Source organism: Vibrio sp. ED002 (genome assembly GCF_023277445.1).
Lineage (GTDB): Bacteria > Pseudomonadota > Gammaproteobacteria > Enterobacterales > Vibrionaceae > Vibrio > Vibrio jasicida.
Genome location: NZ_CP080239.1, coordinates 1959008 through 1980208, shown reverse-complemented (window position 1 = coordinate 1980208; position 21201 = coordinate 1959008). Strand labels below are relative to the sequence as shown.

Genomic DNA, 21201 nt, shown 5'->3' with positions numbered 1-21201 from the left:
TAATTATATGGTCCGCCTCACTCTCAAGCCCTACGCTTAGAGTAGGCTCTCAGAACGAGGTGAACCATATGTCTACCATTCACATCTTAGGTATCGATTTAGGCAAGCACTGCTTTCATGCGGTTGGCAACAATCACACTGGCAAAGACGTTATTCGCCGTAAGTTTAGTCGAAGCCAACTACTCCGTTTCTTATCTGTACTTGAACCTACCATCATCGCTTTTGAAGCCTGTGGTGGTGCTCACTGGCTTGCGAGAAAGTGTGAAGCCTATGGGCATCGAGTTCGACTTATCCCGCCTCAATATGTAAAACCTTACGTCAAAGGTAATAAGAACGACTTTATTGATGCGGCTGCGATAGCAGAAGCAGCGAGTCGACCAAGCATGAGATTTGTCTCTGCCAAGTCAGAGGAAGCTCAGGTAATCGCAGCTATCCATCGAGTGAGGGATGGTTATATCAAAGAACCGAACGGCTTGTATGAGCCGAATTGGAGCAATACTACTTGAGTTTGGGCTGAGTTTTCCTAAAGGCCATGCCAAGATGAAAGCGCTATTTCAGTGGTTGGCCGAGCAAGATATAAAGTTACCACCGAGCCTGGTCGCTGAGTTGCTCTCGATTCATGAGCACTATAAATACCTAAATGAGCAAGTATCTACTCAAGATAGAAAACTGAAAGCGATTACTGAAAATAATGAAAATGCTGAACTTTTGAAGAGTATTCCTGGTATTGGTGATTTAACAGCAACGTTGTGTGTGGCCAATATCAGTTCTCCTTCAAACTTTGGTGGAGGTCGCGAGATGGCTGCATGGCTAGGACTCGTTCCAAGGCAGTATTCAACGGGTGGCAAATCAAAGTTATTAGGCATGAGTAAACGAGGGAACAAACACCTTCGCGCTCTATTTATACATGGAGCGAGGTCCGTGCTATCTAGGATAGAAACAACAGGAAAAGTGTTTGGAGATTGGTTAGTCAATTTACGAGCAACAAAGCCGTTTAATGTAGTGGTAGTCGCACTTGCCAATAAGCTAGCAAGAATAGCTTGGGCGGTGTTGTACCACCGCCAAGCTTTTAAGGCTGTATAGCCATAACCAAGTTTGCAACGCCAATGAACGTGATGACAAAAACGGTCGAACGGCCAGATTAGTAACCTGATACAAAAAATAGCACCTAGTTGCTTTGGGGCTTTTAAGGATAATCTGGCGCGGATATCATCGTGGAGCGGGAAGTTAATGTTCCCAACGTGGACTCCGAATACATTAGCGCAAACCAACTCCGTTATTACTTAATTGTAGTTGCAATAACGGGGCGGACCATACATTTTTGTATGAATCACCGAATGTAGAACTTAAAATTCCGGGTTTATCCCATTATTCCTGAGCGTATTTTTGCTAGCCTGTTGGTGAGTGCAATTGGGATAAGGGGATGTGATGAACAAGGTCGTATTGGTATTTGGTGGATTGGGGAACGCTAAATCGTCTGTGGTTGGTTTGTATGAGAACCTTCTGCATAACTTAAGTTCTCACTTTGATGTCGTCGCCATTGACCCTGCAGTTCAACATCCCAAATCCTGTGCATCGCAGTTTCAATTCCCTTACTCCGCTCGCTACGCCGATCTTGATGCGTTTTTACATGCTCACTCACACACTGATGTTGCTGCGGCCTTCGTTCTAACGCCAGTTGGTACACATCTCTCCATTATTGAACAAGTGAGTAGTGCACTCGATATTCAAAGCCTGTTGTTTGTGGTTGAGAAACCGTCTTTTTCCTTGGCTGAGATCGACAAAGGCTTTAACCAAGTCATCCCCGAGCTTAAACGTCGCGGAGCGCAATTTTACTTTATTGATACCGCTTTGGTTTCTCCTTCGTTGGAAGCACTCTTTTCTGATTCATCTATTGCACTCCCTGATTCTGCCCCGCGCAAGATTATCGCGATTGCTGCCGACAACCCCATCGACAGTCATGAAGCGATCCAAGACTTCCGTTTTGAAAACCGAATTGCGTTACTCAACGCGAGAAAGCTACTTAACTTAGCCACCAGCGGCGGCGGAGGTTATGGCTTTGATATGGGCATTCATGCGCTTGCTGGGTTAGTTCGCTACCTGCATAAATTCGGCATAGAAGACTCACAGATTGAACTTAAACAAGTCCGTGCCGAACGTATTAACGAATCGCAATTGGAGTACACACAAGGCGCTGAAACTCATCTCTATGTCGAAGGCGAACTCACATCGACCGAGGGCAATATTGAAGTAGTGATTGAGGCAGGAAAAGCCGGTGATATCTGGGACAGAAGATTGGAACTGCACTACCTAGAGCGCGTCATCGCAATTGGTTTTGGCACACTCAAGCATCCGCCGTATCTGTGGGAGAGAAGCCCCAAAGGCATTAAGAGCACCACATTTGATGTCTCTGGCTCAGGTTATGCGATGCACTTTAACGATATCCTCTACGCTCTTGGTTTTGACACAGAGCCTTTACTCTCACAACAAGAGAGCGAAGCTTTGATGTCACACTCAATGAACTTGCTGCGCAGCGTATTTGACGCCATCGGCGATACCCATCAAGTTCGCGAACAAAACATTGCCGAGGTTGATGCACACACACCCAAATACCTGTCAGAAGCAGAGCTAGAGATTCGGGCAGAGCTTAGCCGATACCTCGACAGTTTGATTGTTTAAGTAGGCAACGAGTCAGTATTTCTGGCTCAATTCATTTAAGTGATATAGTTTCTATTCATACCCTTCAATTTGTAAGTTGAATGATAGGAATATCATGATAAATCTATCCCACTTAATCAAAAATGATATGAACCTGCTGATTTGTCTGTATGTTTTACTGCAAGAACGCAGCGTGAGCAGAACCGCAGAGAAACTGTTCTTATCTCAATCGGCCGTCAGTAAACAGCTTACTAAATTACGCCAAGAGTTTGATGACCCCTTATTCGAGCGAGAATCCAAAGGTTTATTGCCGACCCCGAAAGCGCTGGCATTAGAAAGCAAGCTGCAACAAATCCTGATGCAAATTGATCAGCTTCGTGAACCAGAAGAGTTTGACCCAGAACGCTCGACTCGCGTTTTCAGTATCGACCTTATCGAAACCGCCTACTCCACGATTTACCCACGTTTTCTGCCTCAAGCGTTGTCTAGTGCGCCAAAGATAACCATCAAAAGCGCAGATTGGAGTAACAGCAGCATTACTCGATTACAAAGAAGAGAGATCGATTTTGGTGTGGGTATCTTTGAGTTTGATGATCGTTCGAAAACCCATGTCGATACCATCCCTGACACTCTAAATTACGCGGAACTGATGCGTGACACCTCGGCGTGTATCTTGAGAAAAGGACACCCAGCATTAGAGGAAGAATGGAATCTCGACGCGTTCCTGAAGTACCGCCATATTCAAGTCATCACTGGCGGAGTGTCTAGCTGGTTATTACATGAGGTGCTCGATACGCAACGCCTGCGCATCGACAACGCTGTCAACATGTCCGACATTTCCAGCGCCGTGAAACTGTGTGAGAAGAGCGACTTGATACTGACTTACCCTTACAAAAGCATCCGCGAGTTCGAAGGTAAATCGGACATTGTGATCAAACCGCTCCCGATAAAAATGGAACCTGGTGGGTTCTTTCTACTTTGGAACAAGCAACTCGACAATGACCCAAGCCATAAATGGCTAAGAGAGCTCATCGTCAGTCAGTCTTATGCCTAACTGAAAATAAAACGAGTGATGCCTAAGAAACAATGATAATAAAAAATTATTATCTTCAAAATTATTGATAATTTCATATAATCAAAATTTCTCCATATACTCACCTCCATCGAAACGAAACACGAATTAAACATCACAGTTTTTTGGAGCAGAATTATGAAAATGAATCACGTAGGCATCATGGTTGGCGATATGGACAAAGCAGTAGAGTTCTACACTAAAGCGCTTGGTCTTCGCATCGTAATGAACAACACAAAAGTTATCGAAGAGCGCGAATCAGCAATCGGTCGTATGTGTATCGCCGTATTCGGTGAAGGCTTCAAAGGCTTCAACATCGCTCACCTAGTGACATCTGACGGCATCGGTGTTGAGCTGTTCGAAATGGTTGACCGTGAAGAGCGTCATAACGTTGATTTTTCTCGTCTAGGTATCTTCCATTTCTGTCTACAACTACCAAAAGAGCAGTTTACTTCAGCAATCGAGCGTGTAGAAGAATTCGGCGGTAAAGTACGTATGGATATCATGCGCTACCACCCAGAAGACGAGCTAAAGCAAGCACAAATGGTTTACCTAGAAGACCCGTTTGGCAACCTATTTGAGTTCTACTCACACTCTTACGAAGACACTTACGCGTCTGATTACGAATAATTGAATGCTTAAGAACCAGAAAGGGTTGGCCTAGTGCCAACCCTTTTTTGTTTATTAAACTCATTTCTTATGATCTTAATCGACATACAGAACGACAGCCCGTTATATTATTATTGTTTTTTAGCTATTAAATATAAACAGAGGCTTAATCGTGGAATTCTTATACTTGCCACATTTCTTAATTGGCTCAATTGCAGCTCTATTCATTGTAATACTCCTTTTGATAAAGAGAGGCAGCAACGCCAAAAATCAACTTAGACTGACTCAATCTGAGCTTTCTCAAGCTAACTCTATAATTGATAACTATCGCCAAACGACTTTCGAACAAAAGAAAACCATTGAAAACAACACAATCCAGATCACCGAGGCAACCGAACGTCTTGATGAGTACAAGATAAGATTCTCGAAAATTTTTGATACTGAGGCTGAATGTCACAATATAAAAAATGCTCTGGAAATTGCTAAAGAGGAAATCGAAGCTCGAGCGAGAAAGACTCTTGAAAACTTAGAGTCTAAAAAGAATCAAACCGTTGAGGAGCAGCGATTAACTGAATTAAAAATAAATGAGTTACGTACTGACTACAAAAGCAAAAAGCTAACCTATGATGCCTTGAGCAGGCAGATTGCTATTTTTAGAGACGATATTGAACTAATAGAACTTGGCTTCTATGAACCAAAATTTGACTTCGATGCCTCAGAGAAATTCAAAGAAGAAATCAAAAAGTGCAAAGACCGACAAAAAGCTTTGATGAGAGAAAAATCATCTAGCGGTGCTATTTTTTGCTATAGAGAATGGACCGTCGACGGTTCACGTTCTGAAGGCAAGAAGATGACGGATAAGAGCATTCGACTTACTGCTAGAGCCTTTAACAACGAATGTGAAGCAGCAATTGCTAACTGTACATGGAAGAACGTCGTCAAAATGCAAGAGCGTATTAGAAAGGCTTTTACTGCAATCAACCAGCTTAACGAGCCGAATGCCATTTCCATCACAGACAAGTACTTAAAAGAAAAGCTCAAAGAACTTCAACTGACCTATGAATATCGCGAGAAAAAACAACAAGAGAAAGTTGAACAAGCAGAGATAAAGGCACAAATGCGAGAAGAGGCTAAGGTTGAAGCCGAAATTAAAAAAGCTGAAGCAGAAGCCATAAAGGAAGAAAAACGCTTCCAAAAAGCTCTCGACACCGCGAGAAAAGAACTAGAGCAAGCCAGTGACGAACTAAAGCTAGAGCTTGAACAACAGATAGCAGAACTACAAGCCAACCTGAAGGAAGCAGAGCTCAAGCACCAACGTGCTCAATCAATGGCAGAGCAGACAAAACAAGGGCATGTTTACGTTATTTCAAATATCGGCTCTTTTGGCGAAGATATATATAAAATCGGTATGACACGTCGACTTGAACCAATGGATCGCGTCAAAGAACTCGGGGATGCTTCTGTACCATTCACGTTTGATGTACACGCAATGATTCATACTGATGATGCTCCGACATTAGAGAGGAAGCTACATGAAGTCTTCGATTCTCGCCGATTAAACATGATTAACAGACGAAAAGAGTTCTTCAATGCCACACTAAACGAAATACAGGAAGCTGCGCAATCCTTCTCAAACCATGAGATAGAGTTCGTGAAGACTGCCGTTGCTCAAGAGTATTATGAAACTCAAGCAATGAAGAAGCAGGAACAAGTGAAGGAGCACGGTGCTTCAGAAGAAGCAGAACGCGCAAACAACTTACCAAGTTTCGCCGATGCTATTTAAGTAAGCACTCTATAACATCAACCCCATCTCACCTTTCCTTGGTCTCAGCTTCGGCGATCAAAATACATCGAGAGCAAAGGGGAGGAACTGTCGGAGCGTGTTAAAACGAGATTCTTGATGTAGCCTAGGCTCGTCGAAATGACACCAAAGGACAGCCCTCCCCCTTGGACAAGAAATGCAAATGCTGAGCAAACCATGTCAATACAAGGGGGAGTTGGAGGGGGTTGCTAGTGAGAAACACATAACCCCAAGAGACTACATCAGAAAAATCCCAAGATAAGTGATAGCAACAACGCCAAGTAAAAACTCAGAAAATGGCTCTCTAACGATTGGCAATTGAATGAAACGGCTCAATCGATTCGATATTGCGAATTCACGTCCTCCCCAATCTAAACTCTTTAAGTTGAAACACAGGCTGAGGAAAAGAAGGTGACTGGCTGTCGCGATGCGGGCGTGGAAGAAATCCTCAGCACCAATTGCAATAACAAAAGACGCAATGTGGCAGATAGCCAACGTCAGTTTTGGCAACACAGAACGATATTCGACAAGCAGTAATTGCGTCAGCCACAAACCGTAAATCACTTTTAATTGCCAAGGAACAGGCTCTCCAAATAAGACGATCCTCCCCTCTCCTTGCAGTGTGGTTTGTATCCCTGAATGTACCCAGTAGGCGATCGCTGCAGCCAGTACCATCGATATAAACATCGACAAATAAGCCCGCTTTTTAAACTGCACCAATAAAAACCCCGCGGACTGGAGAACGAAAAATACGACCAAACCCTTATCAACATGTTCGATGCTGACCCATTTACTCGCCGCTAAAAAACACAACACGTTAAAACCAGTTTCTAAACAGAGGATTCGCTTTATTTCTCCTGAATTTTCGACCGGTTGCGTTAACGGCCAGAACACCACAGGTAACAGCACTGTCAATGCTAACGCGAGCCAAATCGAACTTTGCACTAGTAGATAAAAACCACTGCTGTACACCAAACACAGCAACAGAAAGAGCCCCGATGACAAGGGTGAATAAATTCGGGACTTCATTGGCACATCTCATGTTCAGAGTCTGCATACTCGGCTAAATCCGCCGAGCATAAATTAGCGGTTTCTATACATCGCTCCAACGTAACCGGTACTCGCCAAGTTTGGCGGGGATCAGATAAATACTCACCGCTTAAAAAGACGTTAGAAAAGTTTTTCACTGTTGTTGTGAGCGTATTCTGAGTGGTAGGTTGAGTGAGGGCGTGTTGCAAAACCCACTGTCGAGGCTGCCCACGCTCATTGATAAAAACATCACCATGAAAGTACTCTGAGTACAAAGTGTCTAGCTCTTGAGGTGTGACTATTTTTGCCCCAAGGCCAACTCTAAATCCTTTGTAAGCCGAATGTTCGAGTAGGTCCAGTTGCCCAAAAAGCTGAAACAATAATTCATCTTTTACTTGCTCTTCAGTACAAGACAGCATTGGCTTTTGATACAAAAGCCCAAGTGCATCATCAAGCTTAGTCGCGGTTACCGATAAGCACGTCACCTCACCTCGAGATGTGTTTCTGGTGGTGACGTGATAGCTCAATCCCCAGGGAGAATCGAGGACTAAGCCAACCGTTCTATTTTTGAGTTCAGTAGGGATACGAGAAAAATAAAACTGAAAACCGTGGCTCAAGACGTAATCATAACTTAATGCTGAACTGGTTTCTGAAAGTAAAGAGTGAGTAACATGGGCCGGAAGCGCAAAGACATAATAATCGGCGAGAACGGTACAGTCATTGTGTAGTCGCACACCATCCACTCGGGTCCGTGCTTTGTTGGGATAGATGGCCTTCGCTTTGTAGCCTAAGTGAAACTGAACACCCTGCTTTTGGAGATGGTGAGTCAACGGGTTAATAAGCGCGTCACTAATGGGTTTGCGCATTCCCAAGCTGTAGGCGTCTGGTGCCAAAGTATGCAACTCGCCTTCTTTATTGTTGAGTAAATCCAAAATCGCCAATGCTGACGTATCATCAGTCGCTCCAATCCAACCTAGCAAGACTGAACGAAGGAAAGCGGCAAGGTGTGGCCTTGAGTCGTAGCAGAAGAAATCTCTAACGGAAACACCGAGTAATTCCTCTGTAGAATACGTTTGCTGCAATCGTTGCTTAAACCAAAACGTATCCGTTAGAGGAACTTGAGCATAATGCATTGAATAGGCGGACTTTGCGTCATCCCACAGTTTTTCTAAACGCGTAAAATAACCACGCTGAAACTGTATGGTTTTGCTACTTTGTGCCCAAGAAAATTGCACGATATTCTGAGGGTAAAGCGAGTCTAAACAAGAGCCAGCCCCTGAAGGAATTTCTTTAAGAAAATTAATGAGGTTGTGGTTTTTTGCGAAGAACTGCCGATGAGTAAGTTCATGAACCCTCCCCCCTTCATCTACCGTTCCGATACACTTTCCTCCGGTGTATAGCTCCTTGTCGTAAACAGAAACCTCAAAACCTCGTTTTATGCAGTTATGAGCCACAGTTAAGCCAGAAATTCCAGCACCGAAAATCGCCACTTTGGGACGCGAAAAGCCCGTGCAAGCACAGGCCTTCTCCCCCCTTTTATTCGAAGAGTAAAAAGTCATGTTCTCTCCTCGAACTATCGATGAAAGTTGACATGATTCGCGATCTCTAATCGATATAGATCGTGGTTCGGAAGTTGATTCAACACCGTACTGATGTCGAGCTCAAATGGACTATTCGCCAGTGAACGACACATAATCAGATCGTCGCCCACAATCATCACTTTAGGTGTCGCACCTTCCCACACAAGCTGGGCTGAGAGGTTTAAGTCACTGATATTAATCCCACAGTCGTAAGTGCGAGAACGCAAAACACCATTTTCTACTTCGTACCCACCAACCAACACAATGGGATTCTGCACAGTAGGAAAGACAATCGCGTCATTTCCTCCAGCAGCTTGCTCGGTTGGGAAAGTAATCGCGTCTTCAGCGTGAACAAAAGAAGCAGCAAGAAGGGTCACGAAGCCAAGAACGTTTTTCATTATAATTTCTCCATTTTTATATTTATAGCGGGAATGTTCCCAAACGAGAATGTATATCAACTCCGCACTTACGACCATTGGCTTAAGGATTTTAATTTTGTAAGAAATACGCCATAGTCCAAAAATGCTAAATAAAAGATAAACTTAATAATTATCAGCACCTTGAATAAACAAAATGAATACTAAACAGAGAATTTTAGAAGCTAAGACAACAAATATAGAAAGCCAGATATTGGAAAGGTTTTCGAAGGTTGGACAAAAATAAAAATAAACCTGATTAATTACATAACCTTTAAATGATAAATGACACAAATAGTTGTTCGACGAGTTTACTTAGTAACACATTGAACATTAAAATTTTATAAAATAAGACAATCTCTCACCTAAACTTACGATAAGGCAACTTGACCTGAACTTTGGAAGTAGTTTTTACGAAGAAGAAAAGAGGGTGCTAGAGGCGGATTTGTTCGATGTGTATTGACCCAGAAAGGGAAGCTGCAACCGTATTGCCACAGAAAACATATGACCACCATACAAAGCGTGAAAAAAAAGGCTTGGTATCAACCAAGCCTTTTGAATTTAACGATTACTTCGTCACGCGACATGCACTTTGGGATATCTCGTTGACGATCAAAATCGCTTCGTCACCCTTGGTGTGCAGGACGAGCATTTGGTCATCAGACATATATTTTGCACCAGAGGCAGAACGAACTTGTTTGAGTTCAATCTCTCTCCCGTCATCAACGGTGATCAGCGCTTTTTCCTGATCAAAGCTAGCTGCAAACTGATGGCCGTCGTCACACTGGTATTGATACTCTGGCGCGGTAGAGGCACAGCCACCAAGCGCAAGCAAACCAACTAATGTCAGTGCGATTTTTGCCTGCTTAGCAATCATTCTTCAGGTGCCCAAACGCGAATATTCACGTCCAAATCCGCTGGCGCGTAAACCACAACAGGTAGCTTGCTGTTGTAACGGTAAAGGTCGCGTGTTGGCATTTGAACGAAAGTCTCTACCTTCTCCATGTCTTCAGGACAAGCCATTAGTGTAGAGATGCCACCTGCTGGAGAAGCGTCAACTTGGTAGTAAGTGTAACCCCAACCTTCTAGCGAGTGCTCACTCACACTGCCACCCAGAGAAACGCGGTTACAGTCTGTTTCCATCATTTTGCCAACCACAAGCTCAACGCGCTTATCTGCTTCGTTGCTTGCTGGGTCTACATAGAAAACGTGCTTCGTCATGTTCTCCATCTCTGGGAACATCTCTGCCGATGGGCGAGATACGTCATTTGCTGAGTTCATTGTCGAACATCCGCTCAGTGCCAATGCACCTGCGGCCAACCAAACTGCTTTCATCGTTTTTTCCTTTTTCATATGGATGGGCATATTGTAATGGGGAACGCCAACTTATTGTGAAACTACGGTTTAAATTGAGGTCTACTCTCACAATTACGACGTCAATGCGGAATCAGGCTCGGATGCCCAACTCAGCCATCAAAGATTCAATGGATTGATTCAGCCATTGTGTCATTGGTTCATTTCTTCTTTTGGTGCTGTAAACATAGCCAAAATTGCCTTCTAATGTTGGTAACTCCTGCGCAAAATCGAGACCAACAAACCGCGCGTCCAATTGCTCAATAAGGTATTTGGAGCATGGGAAAAGGATGTCACTTTCAGATACGAGGTTAAGAATAGTATTGATATGGCTCGTTCTAAGCTGAATCCTAGGCACTACGGACAAGGGCTGCAGTAAACGAGAGATGTGCACTTCTTTTTCATTCCAATGGGGAATGATGTGTACAGCAAACGACGCCGCCTTGAGATCGTCCAGTTGAACGCACTTTCCCTCCAATGGATGCCCGATGCGGCCAGCCAGAGCGAAATGGTCTTTGCCGCCCTTCTTCTGCACCAGGAATTTAGGTAAATCCATTGGGAAATAGTTAATACCAAAGGCAATCTCTCCAGCATCTATTTTCTCGGGCGTTGCTTCTGTCCAATCCTCAATCACCAAGTTCATCAATGGGGCTTCCTTGGCAAGAAACTGAGTCAAAGGGGCAGAAAACCACTGGGCAATGGAGGCGTTTATCGCAATGCGCAGGTTGGCTTTTTCGGTGCTTGGGTCGAAGCGCTCTGCTGTATTGACCAACGCTTCAATGTCATGGATGAGGCCAGAAAGCTGAGTTTTGAGCTCTTCCGCTTTTGGGGTTAGCTCCATCACCGCCCCCTTTCTCACCAAAATATCATCGTTGAACAGCTCACGAATCTTTCTTAAGTTTCGGCTCACGGCGGGTTGGCTAGTACAGAGCCGCTCTGCCGCGACGGTGGTATTTTGCGTTTCGAGAATGACCGACAATACCTTCAACAAGTTGTAATCAAATCCAATCACGCTCAGCACCTTTTCTGCATTTTGGTCGACTCTATAACAATAATGGTATGAGCTAAATACCACCAATTCATTTCTGTCATAGCGCGGACAAAATTTATAGTGAGTGCATTCACCACACACTATTTGGATGATGTCAGCTATGAAAAAGAAACTTCTTGTCACCTTGTTGGGTTTGTCTGCACTTGGCGCTCAACCTGCCTTTGCCGATACGGCCAATAGCGAACTCGCGAAAGATGCCTACATTTATGGATACTCGATTGATGAGGCGTACAAATTCTTCTACCACACTGCAGTAGAAAATGATTACCCACTCAATCGCTTTCAAAATATTCGCGGCTTAGCCGATGACACCTATACCGCGCACCCGACCATCAACAACGACACGCTCCACTTGATGGGTTGGTTAGACGTTGCCGCTGAACCCGTCATCGTCAGCGTTCCAGATATGGATGAAGGGCGCTACTGGATACTGCACACCATGGACATGGGCCACTACACCAACGCGGCATTCAGCTCACGAACTCGTGGCACAGAAGGTGGCCAATTCATGTTTGCCGCCAACAATTGGCAAGGTGAGGTTCCGGATTCCGTAGATGAGGTGATTCGCGTCGACAGTAACCTAGTTAAGCTGATGGGACGCATCATGGCGCTGGGTGGCGAAGACACAAAAATCGCACTCGATTACATGGATCAATGGACTATCCGCACCTTGTCGGAATACCTCGGTCAAAACGGACCGAAACCAGTGCAGCGCACCTACCCAGATCCGAAGCATTCGAGTTGGCTGGAGCGCGTTAACTTCGTCCTTTGCGATGGCACGATGGGTGATGCTGATAAACAATGGTTAGAAAAATACCAACCTATCGGTGTCGAAGCTTGCAAAACTGACTTCACACCTGAGCAATTGAAGCTTGCCAAAGCAGCAGAACAACAAGGCATGCAGCGTATTATTGAGCTAGCACCGAAAGTTACGGATGCGCGTCAAATACTAGGCACACGCGACACCCTTGGCGATACCCCGCGCGAAGTCTTTGCTGAAGGCACTTATCTGGGCCAATGGGGCTTACCACCTATTGAGGCGTCTTACCGCAAGACGGATTTTGATACCAAAGGGGAAAAGCTGGATGGCTCGAAGCATGACTACGTGATGCGCTTTAAAGCCCCAAATGTCAGTGAGTTTTGGTCGGTAACCATTTACGGCAGTGATAACCGTTTGATGGCTAAAAACGCCTTAAACCGACACAGTCGTGGGGATCGCAGCATGAAGCCTGATGCGGATGGTTACTACACCATTCACATGAGCTCTGACACGAAAAGCAATGCGGATGACCCGAATTACTTACCAGTACCAGAGAAACCGTTTTACGCCATCATGCGCTTCTACGGTGCGGACGAAGCGATCCAAAGTGGCGAATATCAGATGCCGGAGATCGCCCCAGTCGAATAAGCTCTGCGATTAATCCGTGAAGCAAAAACTGAAACGTTACTCTTTGGAGTAGCGTTTCATGTTTCTCGATCACGTCATTACGTGCCACTTGCTCCAAACCAATGACAAGGTTATGGTTTGAAGCCATATTTGGTCGATGTTCAAGGAAGAGAGAATGACCACCTACCTTGCTGGCTTTACGCTTGGCATATCATTGATTCTTGCTATCGGAGCGCAAAACGCCTTTGTGCTGAAACAAGGCATCAAACAGCATCATGTGTTTCTGGTGTGCTTTATTTGTGCACTGTCGGATGCGATTTTGATTTCCCTTGGTGTGGCGGGTTTTGGCTACTTAGTGAAGCAGTTTCCGTTGATTGAAACCATCGCACGATATGCTGGTGCTGCATTCCTAACTTGGTATGGCCTCAGCAGTTTACGCTCGGCATTGACGCAAAAACACGTGATGAATCCTGAAGGTGATGCCTCCAAAAGTGCATGGCAAACCACTCTGATCTGCTTGGCATTCACTTGGTTAAACCCGCATGTTTACCTTGATACCGTCGTACTATTAGGATCGATTTCGACCCAGTATGAACCACACAAATGGCAGTTTGCCGTGGGTGCGGTATCGGCTTCCTTCGTATTCTTTTTCAGCCTTGGCTATGGCGCTAAGTTATTGATCCCCATCTTTAAGCATGCTCGCTCTTGGCAGGTTCTTGAGTTCATTATTGGCTTTGTCATGCTGGCTCTGGCGATCAGCTTGCTGGTTTAGTGCGTATACTTTTCTCAACGCTCGAAAAAGGAACACGTCATGGCAAACCAGCGAAACCCCATTGAAATCAAAGCCCTCGACCATGTGGTATTGAGAACGGATAATCTCGATGCGATGCTCCGTTTCTATCGAGATCTATTGGGGTGTCCTATCGAGCGGGAGTTGCCCGACTTAGGGCTGACGCAGTTACGTGCTGGCGCAGCCATCATTGATTTGGTGACGGTTGAAAGTGAACTCGGCAAGTTAGGCGGCAAATCGCCAAGCCAAGATGGCCGCAACCTCGACCATTTCTGTCTGCAAATTGCGCCTTTTGAAGAGTCTGAGTTGCTTGAGTATCTTCATCAAAATAGCGTCCATGTTGAAGAGTTTGCCGAACGATATGGTGCTCAGGGCTTTGGTCGCTCTGTGTATTTAGAAGATCCAGAAGGCAATGTGGTCGAGCTGAAACCACAGAAATAACTCGTTGCTATTCCTAACTTTATTTCCTCATTTTATCGGCTAAAAACGGCTTCCTATTAAACCGTTTCGCCGTTGATTACGTATGTGTGTTCCTAAGCTTAAATAGGCAACCCTGATTAGGAATACACCATGCCCCTCAACGACGACGCGCTATCCAGAATCATAGAAATGGCATGGGAAGACCGAACCCCGTTTGAAGCCATTGAGCATCAATTCGGCCTGAACGAAAATGGCGTTATCAGCCTGATGCGTCGCCACCTCAAACCCCGCAGTTTCAAGCTTTGGCGACAACGTGTTTCTGGGCGCAACACCAAGCACTTAAAACTGCGCTCACCAGACGTGAACAGAGGCTATTGCCCAACGCAGTACAAACAACGTTGAGCCCTTCATAGAGCCTTAAATTGCAAACGCTATGCGCTTAAACTATAAAGTAAGGCGCACTGTCTCGCATGAACTCCGCCATAGAGGCAAGGTAATCCCACGTTTCTCGGTAGGTGTGGCTCATGCATTGCGTGAAGGCTTGGCACAGTGACGGATCTTCTTCCAACCACTGGCTGACGTGTTGCGCCGTGTAGGAAACCTGCCTCACCTCATCATCTAAAATTTGCTGAATGGTCGGTCGCATCTCTTTCAAATACGGAATATCCGATTGGTCGATAAAACTCAGTTGAGAAACCAATAAACACCAAGAACGAAGTTCGACGGAGTGAGCTCGGAAAAGGTGGATTTTGATGTCGTCGTAAAAGTTGCTCACATTGCTGAAATCACTCGACTTCTCTTCTTGATACACCTCGGTTTGGTAACCCGTTAGAGGGATCAAGCTGGCGTACATGGCCGAGTGGTTTCTGTCGTTTTGGCAGTGATGCATGATTTGCTGCTTCATTTCCCCTTGCGCATAACGATTGGCAATCATTTTGAGTCGCTCTGCACCCTCTTCTTCATTGATGGCATTGTGCAGCAAGTAATACGCCATGGTTTGTTTGCTCTGGAATATTTCTCCAGTGAGCTTACCCATCGCTTGAGGTGTAAGTGAGGAATCGGAATGTAGGTAGCTTGCAATAGAGGCTTTGTACTCTTTAGAGGGTACAAAGTTATTGTCTTCTAGCAAGTTATAAAGGCTGGTCTGTAAACAGTTCATGTCACCTTCCTTGATGGTGCTGCATCGCAACACGTCATGCTGACTACTAAGAAAGTGAGGTATTTATCAATACGCTCCTTAGAATGAGGTAGATTCAAGCGGAAGAGTAGAGTTTAGGAATGATTTCGGCTCGGAGCGGCTGGCCAGCGGCGAGGTTAGGACAACTCTTAATGCTTTCGTATGAATATTTAACGACCTCATTGATTTATGAAGCATATATTTTGTTACAAAACAGTTAAACGATCATTTTATAAATGTTATATGTCGAAAATAGACAGAACGAAATGCGGTGTTATTAATGATTGTTTTATAAGGAAAATCAGCGTTGTCGCGCATTTTTCCCTGCATACAAATTTTAGGAAATTACAGAAAAGTAGTGTGATAACTCTATAAAAACCGGACAGTTTTCACTACCCGGCTTGATATTATTGAGCCTAATTTGAAGAAGATTAAGCGATTGCAGATGCTAGGGGGGTCATCTGCAACGCTTAATATTTGACCGTGTTAGTGACTCACCAACAGGTGTTATTTGCCCACGAAGCCGTTGTAAAGCATGTAGAGGTGCGCCGCACTCCAAGAGAAGTTGTTTGCGCCCTGTACCGCCCCAGTTTCAGGGTTGTAGTTTTCCTGAATTGGCGTTGTTTCCGTTAGACCTTGTGCATTTTGGAACAGCTTATCAACCATTTGACGCGCTTCTACACCGTAACCGTAGTTGTCCATGCCACGAACGCCGAAGTAGAACTGATCCAGCCATACACGGCCACGCCAGTAAATGTCTGGTCCGTAAGCAGGGTTGTCCATCGACGCCGTGCCAAGTGGGATCTTTGGTGAGTTGAACTTGCTGGTATCAAGCATGTTTTTCACCACTTTGTCCGCGTGTTCTTGCGTTGCTGCGTTGTTAAATAGTGGAGACCAACCTTCCGGACCCATACCGCGCTTCACCAACATTGGACCTGCACACTGATTGCTAAGGCCATTTGGTACCACTTCAATATCGTAATAGAAGCCAGTTGTGTCGTCGTACATACAGCGGTTGATGTACTCTTTGGTGTCTTCCGCTTTCTCTTTAAACTCAGCCGCTTTATCTGCTTTGCCCAGTACTTCTGCAATTTGCGATAGGTACAGGTTGTCTGAATACCAGTACGACGCTTGGTCTACCGACTCTTGCATGAGTGAGTAACCAGACAGGTTGTTTGAGTCGTCGGTGTTCTCGTTGAACTTCACTTCCCAGTCTTTCTTCGCTTGAGCCAGTTTGTCCATGTTCTCAACCGAATCATTACGGTAAGTCACGACAGAACCGTCTTCACCCATCATCATGTCGTAGGTGTTGTCGAAGCCGTTGGTGTTATGAGCGTATCGCCCCATTTGGTCAATCACTTCCGCTTCTTCTTGCGTTGGTTGCTCAGCCATACCTTGTAGATTGTCAATCGTATCAATGAAGCCAAACACGCCTGCGTTGTCACGACCTGACTCCCAACCCGCTGCGACTTTTGCAGGGATGCTCATTGCCGTGTAGTCACCAGAAGTCAACAATTCGTTGTATTTCTCGATGCCCGTTTCTTTGATCCACTTGTCGCCATTCGCTTCGTCTTTGTATTGGAACTTCATGTCATCGACAGACGCATCTGGTCCCCAAGAACCGTCATTCACGTCACCTTCGAAAACCGTGTGGATTGGATCTTTCGCTGCACCGTATTCTGGGATACCGTTCTTATTCGTATCACGAGCACGTAACCACCAGTCGTGGAACGCAACCAGCTTCGGATACATTTCTTCTAACCATTTTTGCGCTTCTTCTGGACGGTTATGCTCATCTTTCAGTGCGGTATACACTTCCCATACCGCCCAAGCAGCAAGTGATGGCTTGGTATTACGCTCATTCCAGTTCAGACCATCCGTCGCTTGAGGGAACACTTTTTTGTATTCCGCAGACATGCCTTCCCAACGTTCTGCCGGCAAGTTGTAGGTAACTACATCAAGCAAGTAACCTTCGTCCCAAGGGCGAACAGGATCGTCAGACTGCACTTGGTATTGGAATACAGTACGAATGTTTTCCATCGCCACATCTGGGTTGAAGTGAGACATCGCATAAGCTTGTTTCCACGTATCCCACGGCCATGTCATGTTGCCCGAGAAGTAAGGCGCCGTGACCGAAGGCGTAACAGTATCATGATCAATCGCACCCGCTGCACCACGCCAGTTTGCGTTTAGTGTTTCCATCGCTTTTACTGCAACGAATTCATGCTCTTTTGAAGCAGCATCGTTCGTAAGGCCGTTTGCTAGATACTCTTCCCAACGCATTGCTGAATCGTGCATGTAGCCTTTTGGATCGGCCATCACGCCCTCTAACTTCGCAAACTCAGATGCCTGCTCTTCGGTGTTTTGCACGTGCGTGTACGCCGTGTAGAGCGTGATTTCTTCGCCATCACCTAGCTCTGCCGTTTGGACGAAGCCTTTCTTGTCATCATCGATGGTAGACGTTTCTGGTTTGATAGAACGCGTCACTTCAAACTTAGAATCGCCCGAAGTTAATAACGACCAAGAGTCACGAACCGCACCAAAAGACACTTCTACGCCGTTTTCTGTAGCGGCGATTTCACGTGAGTAAGTAGGGTATGCATCTTCAACACTACGCACTGTGCTATCGCTGTTTTTGTATAGTTCACCATCGTCAGCGCGGTAATCTTGCATCAACTCGCCGTCCCATTCGCCTTGAATAGCCAGCTTGTTCGGGTTCTTGATGGTGGTTTTAACAAGAGAAGTACGGTCTGTCACAAAGCGCATTTCGAGCTCCGCTTCGATGCCGTTATCGCCCGTGTATTTTTGAATCAATGCGCCAGGTTGTGAGTAAGCTTCTGTCAATTTGAGTGGCATAGGTTGACCATCAACCGTTAGTGCCAAACGGTCAAAACGTGCAGCCATGAATGACACGTATTCTTCCGTTAGTAACGCTGTACCACCTAAAGTGATTTCACCACCTTTAGTGTCTAGTGTGTGACCATGCCACGAGCCGTTATCGAACATAGGAATGTAGCGAAGGTGACCACCATGAAGATCACGCAGTGCCACTGGCACACCCGCACGATCGATCGTGTTATGGAATTCAGCCGCTTTCAGTGGCGCATCCACATTCGAGTCATTATCACTACTGTTGCATCCACTAAGTGTTAGAGCAACCCCGACAGCAATCGCACATAAAGAAGTCTTAAAGTGCATGTTATATCCCTCATTTATTGGCTTTTGGTCCTGATCAGGAGAAAAAAGGTCGAGACGTGCCCTGCCGATTTTCGATGATGAAGACTCAGCCTTATTTATTTCACTTTTGGATGTGAGAAGAGATCGGTTAATTTGTCTCTTCTTCGTTTGACCTATTTAAATAACAGGTCATTAATTTTGGATAATAGTGGGGCTTTGATGTATTCATTATCAAACACACCCACTTAATATAAATTCTTTATTTTGTGATTAAATAGTCACTATTTTTCATTCGCCATCGAGATGGCTTTTAATAATTCACCGTCAATATTCGGAATCGTATCCGAAAGGAATATCTGATTACCCGGCGTGTAAGTCATCAAGACGTTTCTCAGTCGCTTACTGCATTCCCCGCTCTTGTTCTGCACATCAAACTCAATCAGTTTGTTGTACACCTCATTCGCCAATTTTTCTTCCTGCTCTTCAGTAATAGCAATGCGTCCCATGCAAATCGGTGGTCGCACATCATGGCTGAACACTTCATCTCGAAAGCGCTTGGCGAACAAAGTATCGAGCTTAGAGCCTTCTTCGAAAATAAAGCGACCTTGGTCTTTAAAGCGGTACTGGTCCTCACCTTTTAGCTCGATGTAATCCATCATTTCCAATGCACGGAAATAAAGCGTGATCGAGGTATGGGTTAATTGGTATTTGCTCGCAATATCTTGCGGAGACCATTCCTTCCGACGTAATAAATATAAGAAATCAAACAGGTACGGATACTGGTGAAATATTTCACTGTTAATGTCGGTGATAAATTGCTCGTTTTCTTGTTGCAGCTGTTTACCACGCATGGACAATTCGACTAAGTCAGTATCTAAATGAGTGGCATACGAGAGTATCTTGTCCAACCCTAAAGACGTGTTGTGTAACTGTCTCTTAATGGTTGATAGAGGAATCCCCATTCCGGCAGAGAGATCGGAATAACAAATCCCTTTCTCTTTAATTTTTTCTCGTAGAGCAGCAAGTAAATACGTTGCAGAATTATTCATCTAACAATGCCTGTTTTAATTTCTTCAGCATCCCTGATGATATATTCAAGAGAATCCTACTCTTGTGATGCTGGTTCCAATTATCACCAGCATTCTTTATCAATTAAATCGATTTCAATGATGAGACTTTTACTTGTTGTTAACTGATCAAGTTTTACCCATTACGTTCACACTTTGACCAGTTATTTTAAGCCTTATCAGTATGGCGATGAGTATAATTGTTTTGATGCGTAAAATTAAGTTCACTTAGATTTTTAGTAAAAGTTTTCTATCGAGAGATTAATTTCTTAGGTGGGAAGTATCAAAAAACTGTACTTAAAAATTTAGTCTCGCTTGAGATCACAGAATATTCGCGAGTGGCTGGTATTTCATCGAGTTAGTGACCAGTAAAAAGCTTGTTATAAGGAGCAAGAAAGTTAGTTAAATTAACCGAGGTATTATTGAAGCACAGTCATATTATACCCGTATTTTTCTAGCTTGCTCACATAATTTATTGGCCTGCCACCAACATTTATTTTTATATTCTTTTGCCACATAAAAACTCTCTCCCGCCATCGGAGTAATAAGTTCAATGTGATCGGCTTGGCAATGTTCAATCAAGTCCTCAATGGGTTCATCCCATTTGTGCGTAAACAGCTCATACGTTGCCCAGTGCACAGGTAGCAACTTCTTCGCTTGCAGATCTTTGAATGCTAGTACGGTGTGATGCGCTTGCATGTGTCCCCAATTCTCAACCGGATAACCTTGGTTGCCTTTCACATCTGCCGCGACTTCCAAACAGGCGATATCAACCGGACCGCAACGCTGGGCGATTTGTGCAAAGTGACTATCGTACGCACTGTCGCCGCTGAAATAGAGGGTCTCTTGCTGACCTTTTACTACCCAAGAAGCCCATAAGGTCGAATTCTTATCCAGATAAGTACGCCCTGAGTTGTGATTGGCTGGCGTGCAAATCAGCTCGACGTTGGCGTAATGAACGCTCTCCCACCAATCAAATTCCACCACGTTATCAGGTCTCACGCCCCAACGAATCAGATGCTTACCGACACCGAGTGGCACGTAAAATGTTACGGATTTATCAGAATAGTAACGTATGGTCGAAGCTTCGAGGTGATCGTAATGATCATGAGAGATCACAATGATATCCGGAATCGGCAAGCTATCACGTACGGCTGTATTGGGGATATTGCGCTCAAACCATGCCTTAGCAATCAACGGCGACGCATAGTCGAATACAGGGTCAGTCAGAATGCGCACGCCATCGGTCTCAATCATCAGAGTGGAATGCCCGAGCCAAGTGACTCGCATCACTTGTTGTCGCTGTTTAAACCGCGTCGGCTCTATCGATGCATAAGGCAACTGATTATCGGGACTGAGCGGCGAACGTCCGCCCATGTAGGCCCAACACACTTGCCAAAAAGACTGAGGGCTTGGCACATTTGGCATCTTGTCTTTGACGCGTCCATGTTCAAATTGAGGTGAGTGGTTAATGCGATGCGCCAACTGCGCGTAGTAAGTGTGAGGAGTAATCAGTGATTGCGTTGCGCGCTCACGAGCCAAGTACGTGTTTTTAAGTGTCGTTTCAGACATGTCCTATCTACGTCTTGTTCACTAAACTATGGTTTTAGTTAA

Annotated in this window: 18 protein-coding genes and 1 pseudogene; 9 read left to right on the top strand and 10 right to left on the bottom strand. The window is 44.9% G+C overall.

Annotated features, from left to right (window positions below):
• Positions 1–68: 68 nt before the first annotated feature.
• From ITG12_RS25495 to ITG12_RS25475, 5 genes and pseudogenes are all read left to right on the top strand, one after another.
• Positions 69–1083, top strand: a pseudogene (locus tag ITG12_RS25495) (IS110 family transposase).
• A 345-nt stretch (positions 1084–1428) separates the two neighbouring features.
• Entirely contained in the window at positions 1429–2679 is a 1251-nt protein-coding gene (locus ITG12_RS25490) for a hypothetical protein (RefSeq protein WP_038880298.1), read from the top strand.
• Between the two features lie 94 nt (positions 2680–2773).
• On the top strand, positions 2774–3712 hold the full coding sequence (locus ITG12_RS25485) for a LysR family transcriptional regulator (RefSeq protein ID WP_038880296.1): 939 nt from the start codon (positions 2774–2776) through the stop codon (positions 3710–3712).
• A gap of 156 nt (positions 3713–3868) precedes the next feature.
• The gene (locus ITG12_RS25480) at positions 3869–4360 is read left to right on the top strand and encodes a VOC family protein (RefSeq protein WP_038880293.1); all 492 of its coding nucleotides are present in this window, start codon (positions 3869–3871) and stop codon (positions 4358–4360) included.
• 151 nt (positions 4361–4511) lie between these two features.
• A complete protein-coding gene (locus ITG12_RS25475) occupies positions 4512–6122 on the top strand; it encodes a DUF4041 domain-containing protein (RefSeq protein WP_227741144.1) in 1611 nt (536 codons plus the stop codon).
• Between the two features lie 255 nt (positions 6123–6377).
• Here ITG12_RS25475 and ITG12_RS25470 read toward each other — a convergent pair whose 3' ends face one another.
• From ITG12_RS25470 to ITG12_RS25445, 6 genes are all read right to left on the bottom strand, one after another.
• Entirely contained in the window at positions 6378–7169 is a 792-nt protein-coding gene (locus ITG12_RS25470) for a hypothetical protein (RefSeq protein WP_038880291.1), read from the bottom strand.
• Positions 7166–8728: an NAD(P)-binding protein gene (locus tag ITG12_RS25465; RefSeq protein ID WP_038880288.1), complete on the bottom strand. Its 1563-nt coding sequence runs from the start codon at positions 8726–8728 to the stop codon at positions 7166–7168. Before ITG12_RS25465 ends, ITG12_RS25470 begins: the two co-directional genes overlap by 4 nt.
• Before the next feature lie 14 nt (positions 8729–8742).
• Positions 8743–9147, bottom strand: coding sequence for a hypothetical protein (locus ITG12_RS25460; RefSeq protein ID WP_038869686.1), 405 nt, complete (start codon positions 9145–9147; stop codon positions 8743–8745).
• A gap of 586 nt (positions 9148–9733) precedes the next feature.
• Positions 9734–10042 carry an MliC family protein gene (locus ITG12_RS25455; protein WP_038880285.1) on the bottom strand — a complete coding sequence of 103 codons (309 nt, stop codon included), beginning with the start codon at positions 10040–10042 and terminating at the stop codon, positions 9734–9736.
• On the bottom strand, positions 10039–10500 hold the full coding sequence (locus tag ITG12_RS25450; RefSeq protein ID WP_038880282.1) for an ecotin family protein: 462 nt from the start codon (positions 10498–10500) through the stop codon (positions 10039–10041). The genes ITG12_RS25455 and ITG12_RS25450 overlap by 4 nt, the downstream gene beginning before the upstream one ends.
• A 112-nt stretch (positions 10501–10612) precedes the next feature.
• Complete coding sequence (locus ITG12_RS25445) at positions 10613–11530, bottom strand: LysR family transcriptional regulator (protein ID WP_038880280.1); 918 nt, start codon at positions 11528–11530, stop codon at positions 10613–10615.
• Positions 11531–11669: 139 nt separating this feature from the next.
• On the opposite strand from ITG12_RS25445, the gene ITG12_RS25440 reads away from it, so the two are divergent.
• From ITG12_RS25440 to ITG12_RS25425, 4 genes are all read left to right on the top strand, one after another.
• Entirely contained in the window at positions 11670–12977 is a 1308-nt protein-coding gene (locus ITG12_RS25440) for a DUF1254 domain-containing protein (protein WP_038880277.1), read from the top strand.
• A gap of 154 nt (positions 12978–13131) precedes the next feature.
• Positions 13132–13728: a LysE/ArgO family amino acid transporter gene (locus ITG12_RS25435; RefSeq protein ID WP_248874439.1), complete on the top strand. Its 597-nt coding sequence runs from the start codon at positions 13132–13134 to the stop codon at positions 13726–13728.
• 39 nt (positions 13729–13767) lie between these two features.
• Positions 13768–14187 carry a VOC family protein gene (locus tag ITG12_RS25430; RefSeq protein WP_248874437.1) on the top strand — a complete coding sequence of 140 codons (420 nt, stop codon included), beginning with the start codon at positions 13768–13770 and terminating at the stop codon, positions 14185–14187.
• Between the two features lie 129 nt (positions 14188–14316).
• Complete coding sequence (locus ITG12_RS25425; protein WP_248874434.1) at positions 14317–14568, top strand: TIGR03643 family protein; 252 nt, start codon at positions 14317–14319, stop codon at positions 14566–14568.
• A gap of 37 nt (positions 14569–14605) precedes the next feature.
• Here the strand turns inward: ITG12_RS25425 and ITG12_RS25420 are convergent, their stop codons facing one another.
• The 4 genes from ITG12_RS25420 to ITG12_RS25405 form a co-directional block, all read right to left on the bottom strand.
• Positions 14606–15325, bottom strand: coding sequence for a GTPase (locus ITG12_RS25420; RefSeq protein ID WP_248874432.1), 720 nt, complete (start codon positions 15323–15325; stop codon positions 14606–14608).
• Between the two features lie 525 nt (positions 15326–15850).
• Complete coding sequence (ygjK, locus tag ITG12_RS25415) at positions 15851–18541, bottom strand: alpha-glucosidase (RefSeq protein ID WP_248874430.1); 2691 nt, start codon at positions 18539–18541, stop codon at positions 15851–15853.
• 260 nt (positions 18542–18801) lie between these two features.
• Complete coding sequence (locus tag ITG12_RS25410; RefSeq protein WP_038880264.1) at positions 18802–19569, bottom strand: transcriptional regulator; 768 nt, start codon at positions 19567–19569, stop codon at positions 18802–18804.
• Between the two features lie 456 nt (positions 19570–20025).
• Positions 20026–21159 carry an MBL fold metallo-hydrolase gene (locus tag ITG12_RS25405; RefSeq protein WP_248874428.1) on the bottom strand — a complete coding sequence of 378 codons (1134 nt, stop codon included), beginning with the start codon at positions 21157–21159 and terminating at the stop codon, positions 20026–20028.
• Positions 21160–21201 lie beyond the last annotated feature (42 nt).

Bases quoted from the DNA above. Each gene is read 5' to 3' on its own strand.
- ITG12_RS25490 (WP_038880298.1), top strand. From the start codon at position 1,429: ATGAACAAGGTCGTATTGGTATTTGGTGGATTGGGGAACGCTAAATCG.
- ITG12_RS25485 (WP_038880296.1), top strand. From the start codon at position 2,774: ATGATAAATCTATCCCACTTAATCAAAAATGATATGAACCTGCTGATT.
- ITG12_RS25480 (WP_038880293.1), top strand. From the start codon at position 3,869: ATGAAAATGAATCACGTAGGCATCATGGTTGGCGATATGGACAAAGCA.
- ITG12_RS25470 (WP_038880291.1), bottom strand. From the start codon at position 7,169: ATGAAGTCCCGAATTTATTCACCCTTGTCATCGGGGCTCTTTCTGTTG.
- ITG12_RS25465 (WP_038880288.1), bottom strand. From the start codon at position 8,728: ATGACTTTTTACTCTTCGAATAAAAGGGGGGAGAAGGCCTGTGCTTGC.
- ITG12_RS25460 (WP_038869686.1), bottom strand. From the start codon at position 9,147: ATGAAAAACGTTCTTGGCTTCGTGACCCTTCTTGCTGCTTCTTTTGTT.
- ITG12_RS25455 (WP_038880285.1), bottom strand. From the start codon at position 10,042: ATGATTGCTAAGCAGGCAAAAATCGCACTGACATTAGTTGGTTTGCTT.
- ITG12_RS25450 (WP_038880282.1), bottom strand. From the start codon at position 10,500: ATGAAAGCAGTTTGGTTGGCCGCAGGTGCATTGGCACTGAGCGGATGT.
- ITG12_RS25440 (WP_038880277.1), top strand. From the start codon at position 11,670: ATGAAAAAGAAACTTCTTGTCACCTTGTTGGGTTTGTCTGCACTTGGC.
- ITG12_RS25435 (WP_248874439.1), top strand. From the start codon at position 13,132: ATGACCACCTACCTTGCTGGCTTTACGCTTGGCATATCATTGATTCTT.
- ITG12_RS25430 (WP_248874437.1), top strand. From the start codon at position 13,768: ATGGCAAACCAGCGAAACCCCATTGAAATCAAAGCCCTCGACCATGTG.
- ITG12_RS25425 (WP_248874434.1), top strand. From the start codon at position 14,317: ATGCCCCTCAACGACGACGCGCTATCCAGAATCATAGAAATGGCATGG.
- ITG12_RS25420 (WP_248874432.1), bottom strand. From the start codon at position 15,325: ATGAACTGTTTACAGACCAGCCTTTATAACTTGCTAGAAGACAATAAC.
- ygjK (WP_248874430.1), bottom strand. From the start codon at position 18,541: ATGCACTTTAAGACTTCTTTATGTGCGATTGCTGTCGGGGTTGCTCTA.
- ITG12_RS25410 (WP_038880264.1), bottom strand. From the start codon at position 19,569: ATGAATAATTCTGCAACGTATTTACTTGCTGCTCTACGAGAAAAAATT.
- ITG12_RS25405 (WP_248874428.1), bottom strand. From the start codon at position 21,159: ATGTCTGAAACGACACTTAAAAACACGTACTTGGCTCGTGAGCGCGCA.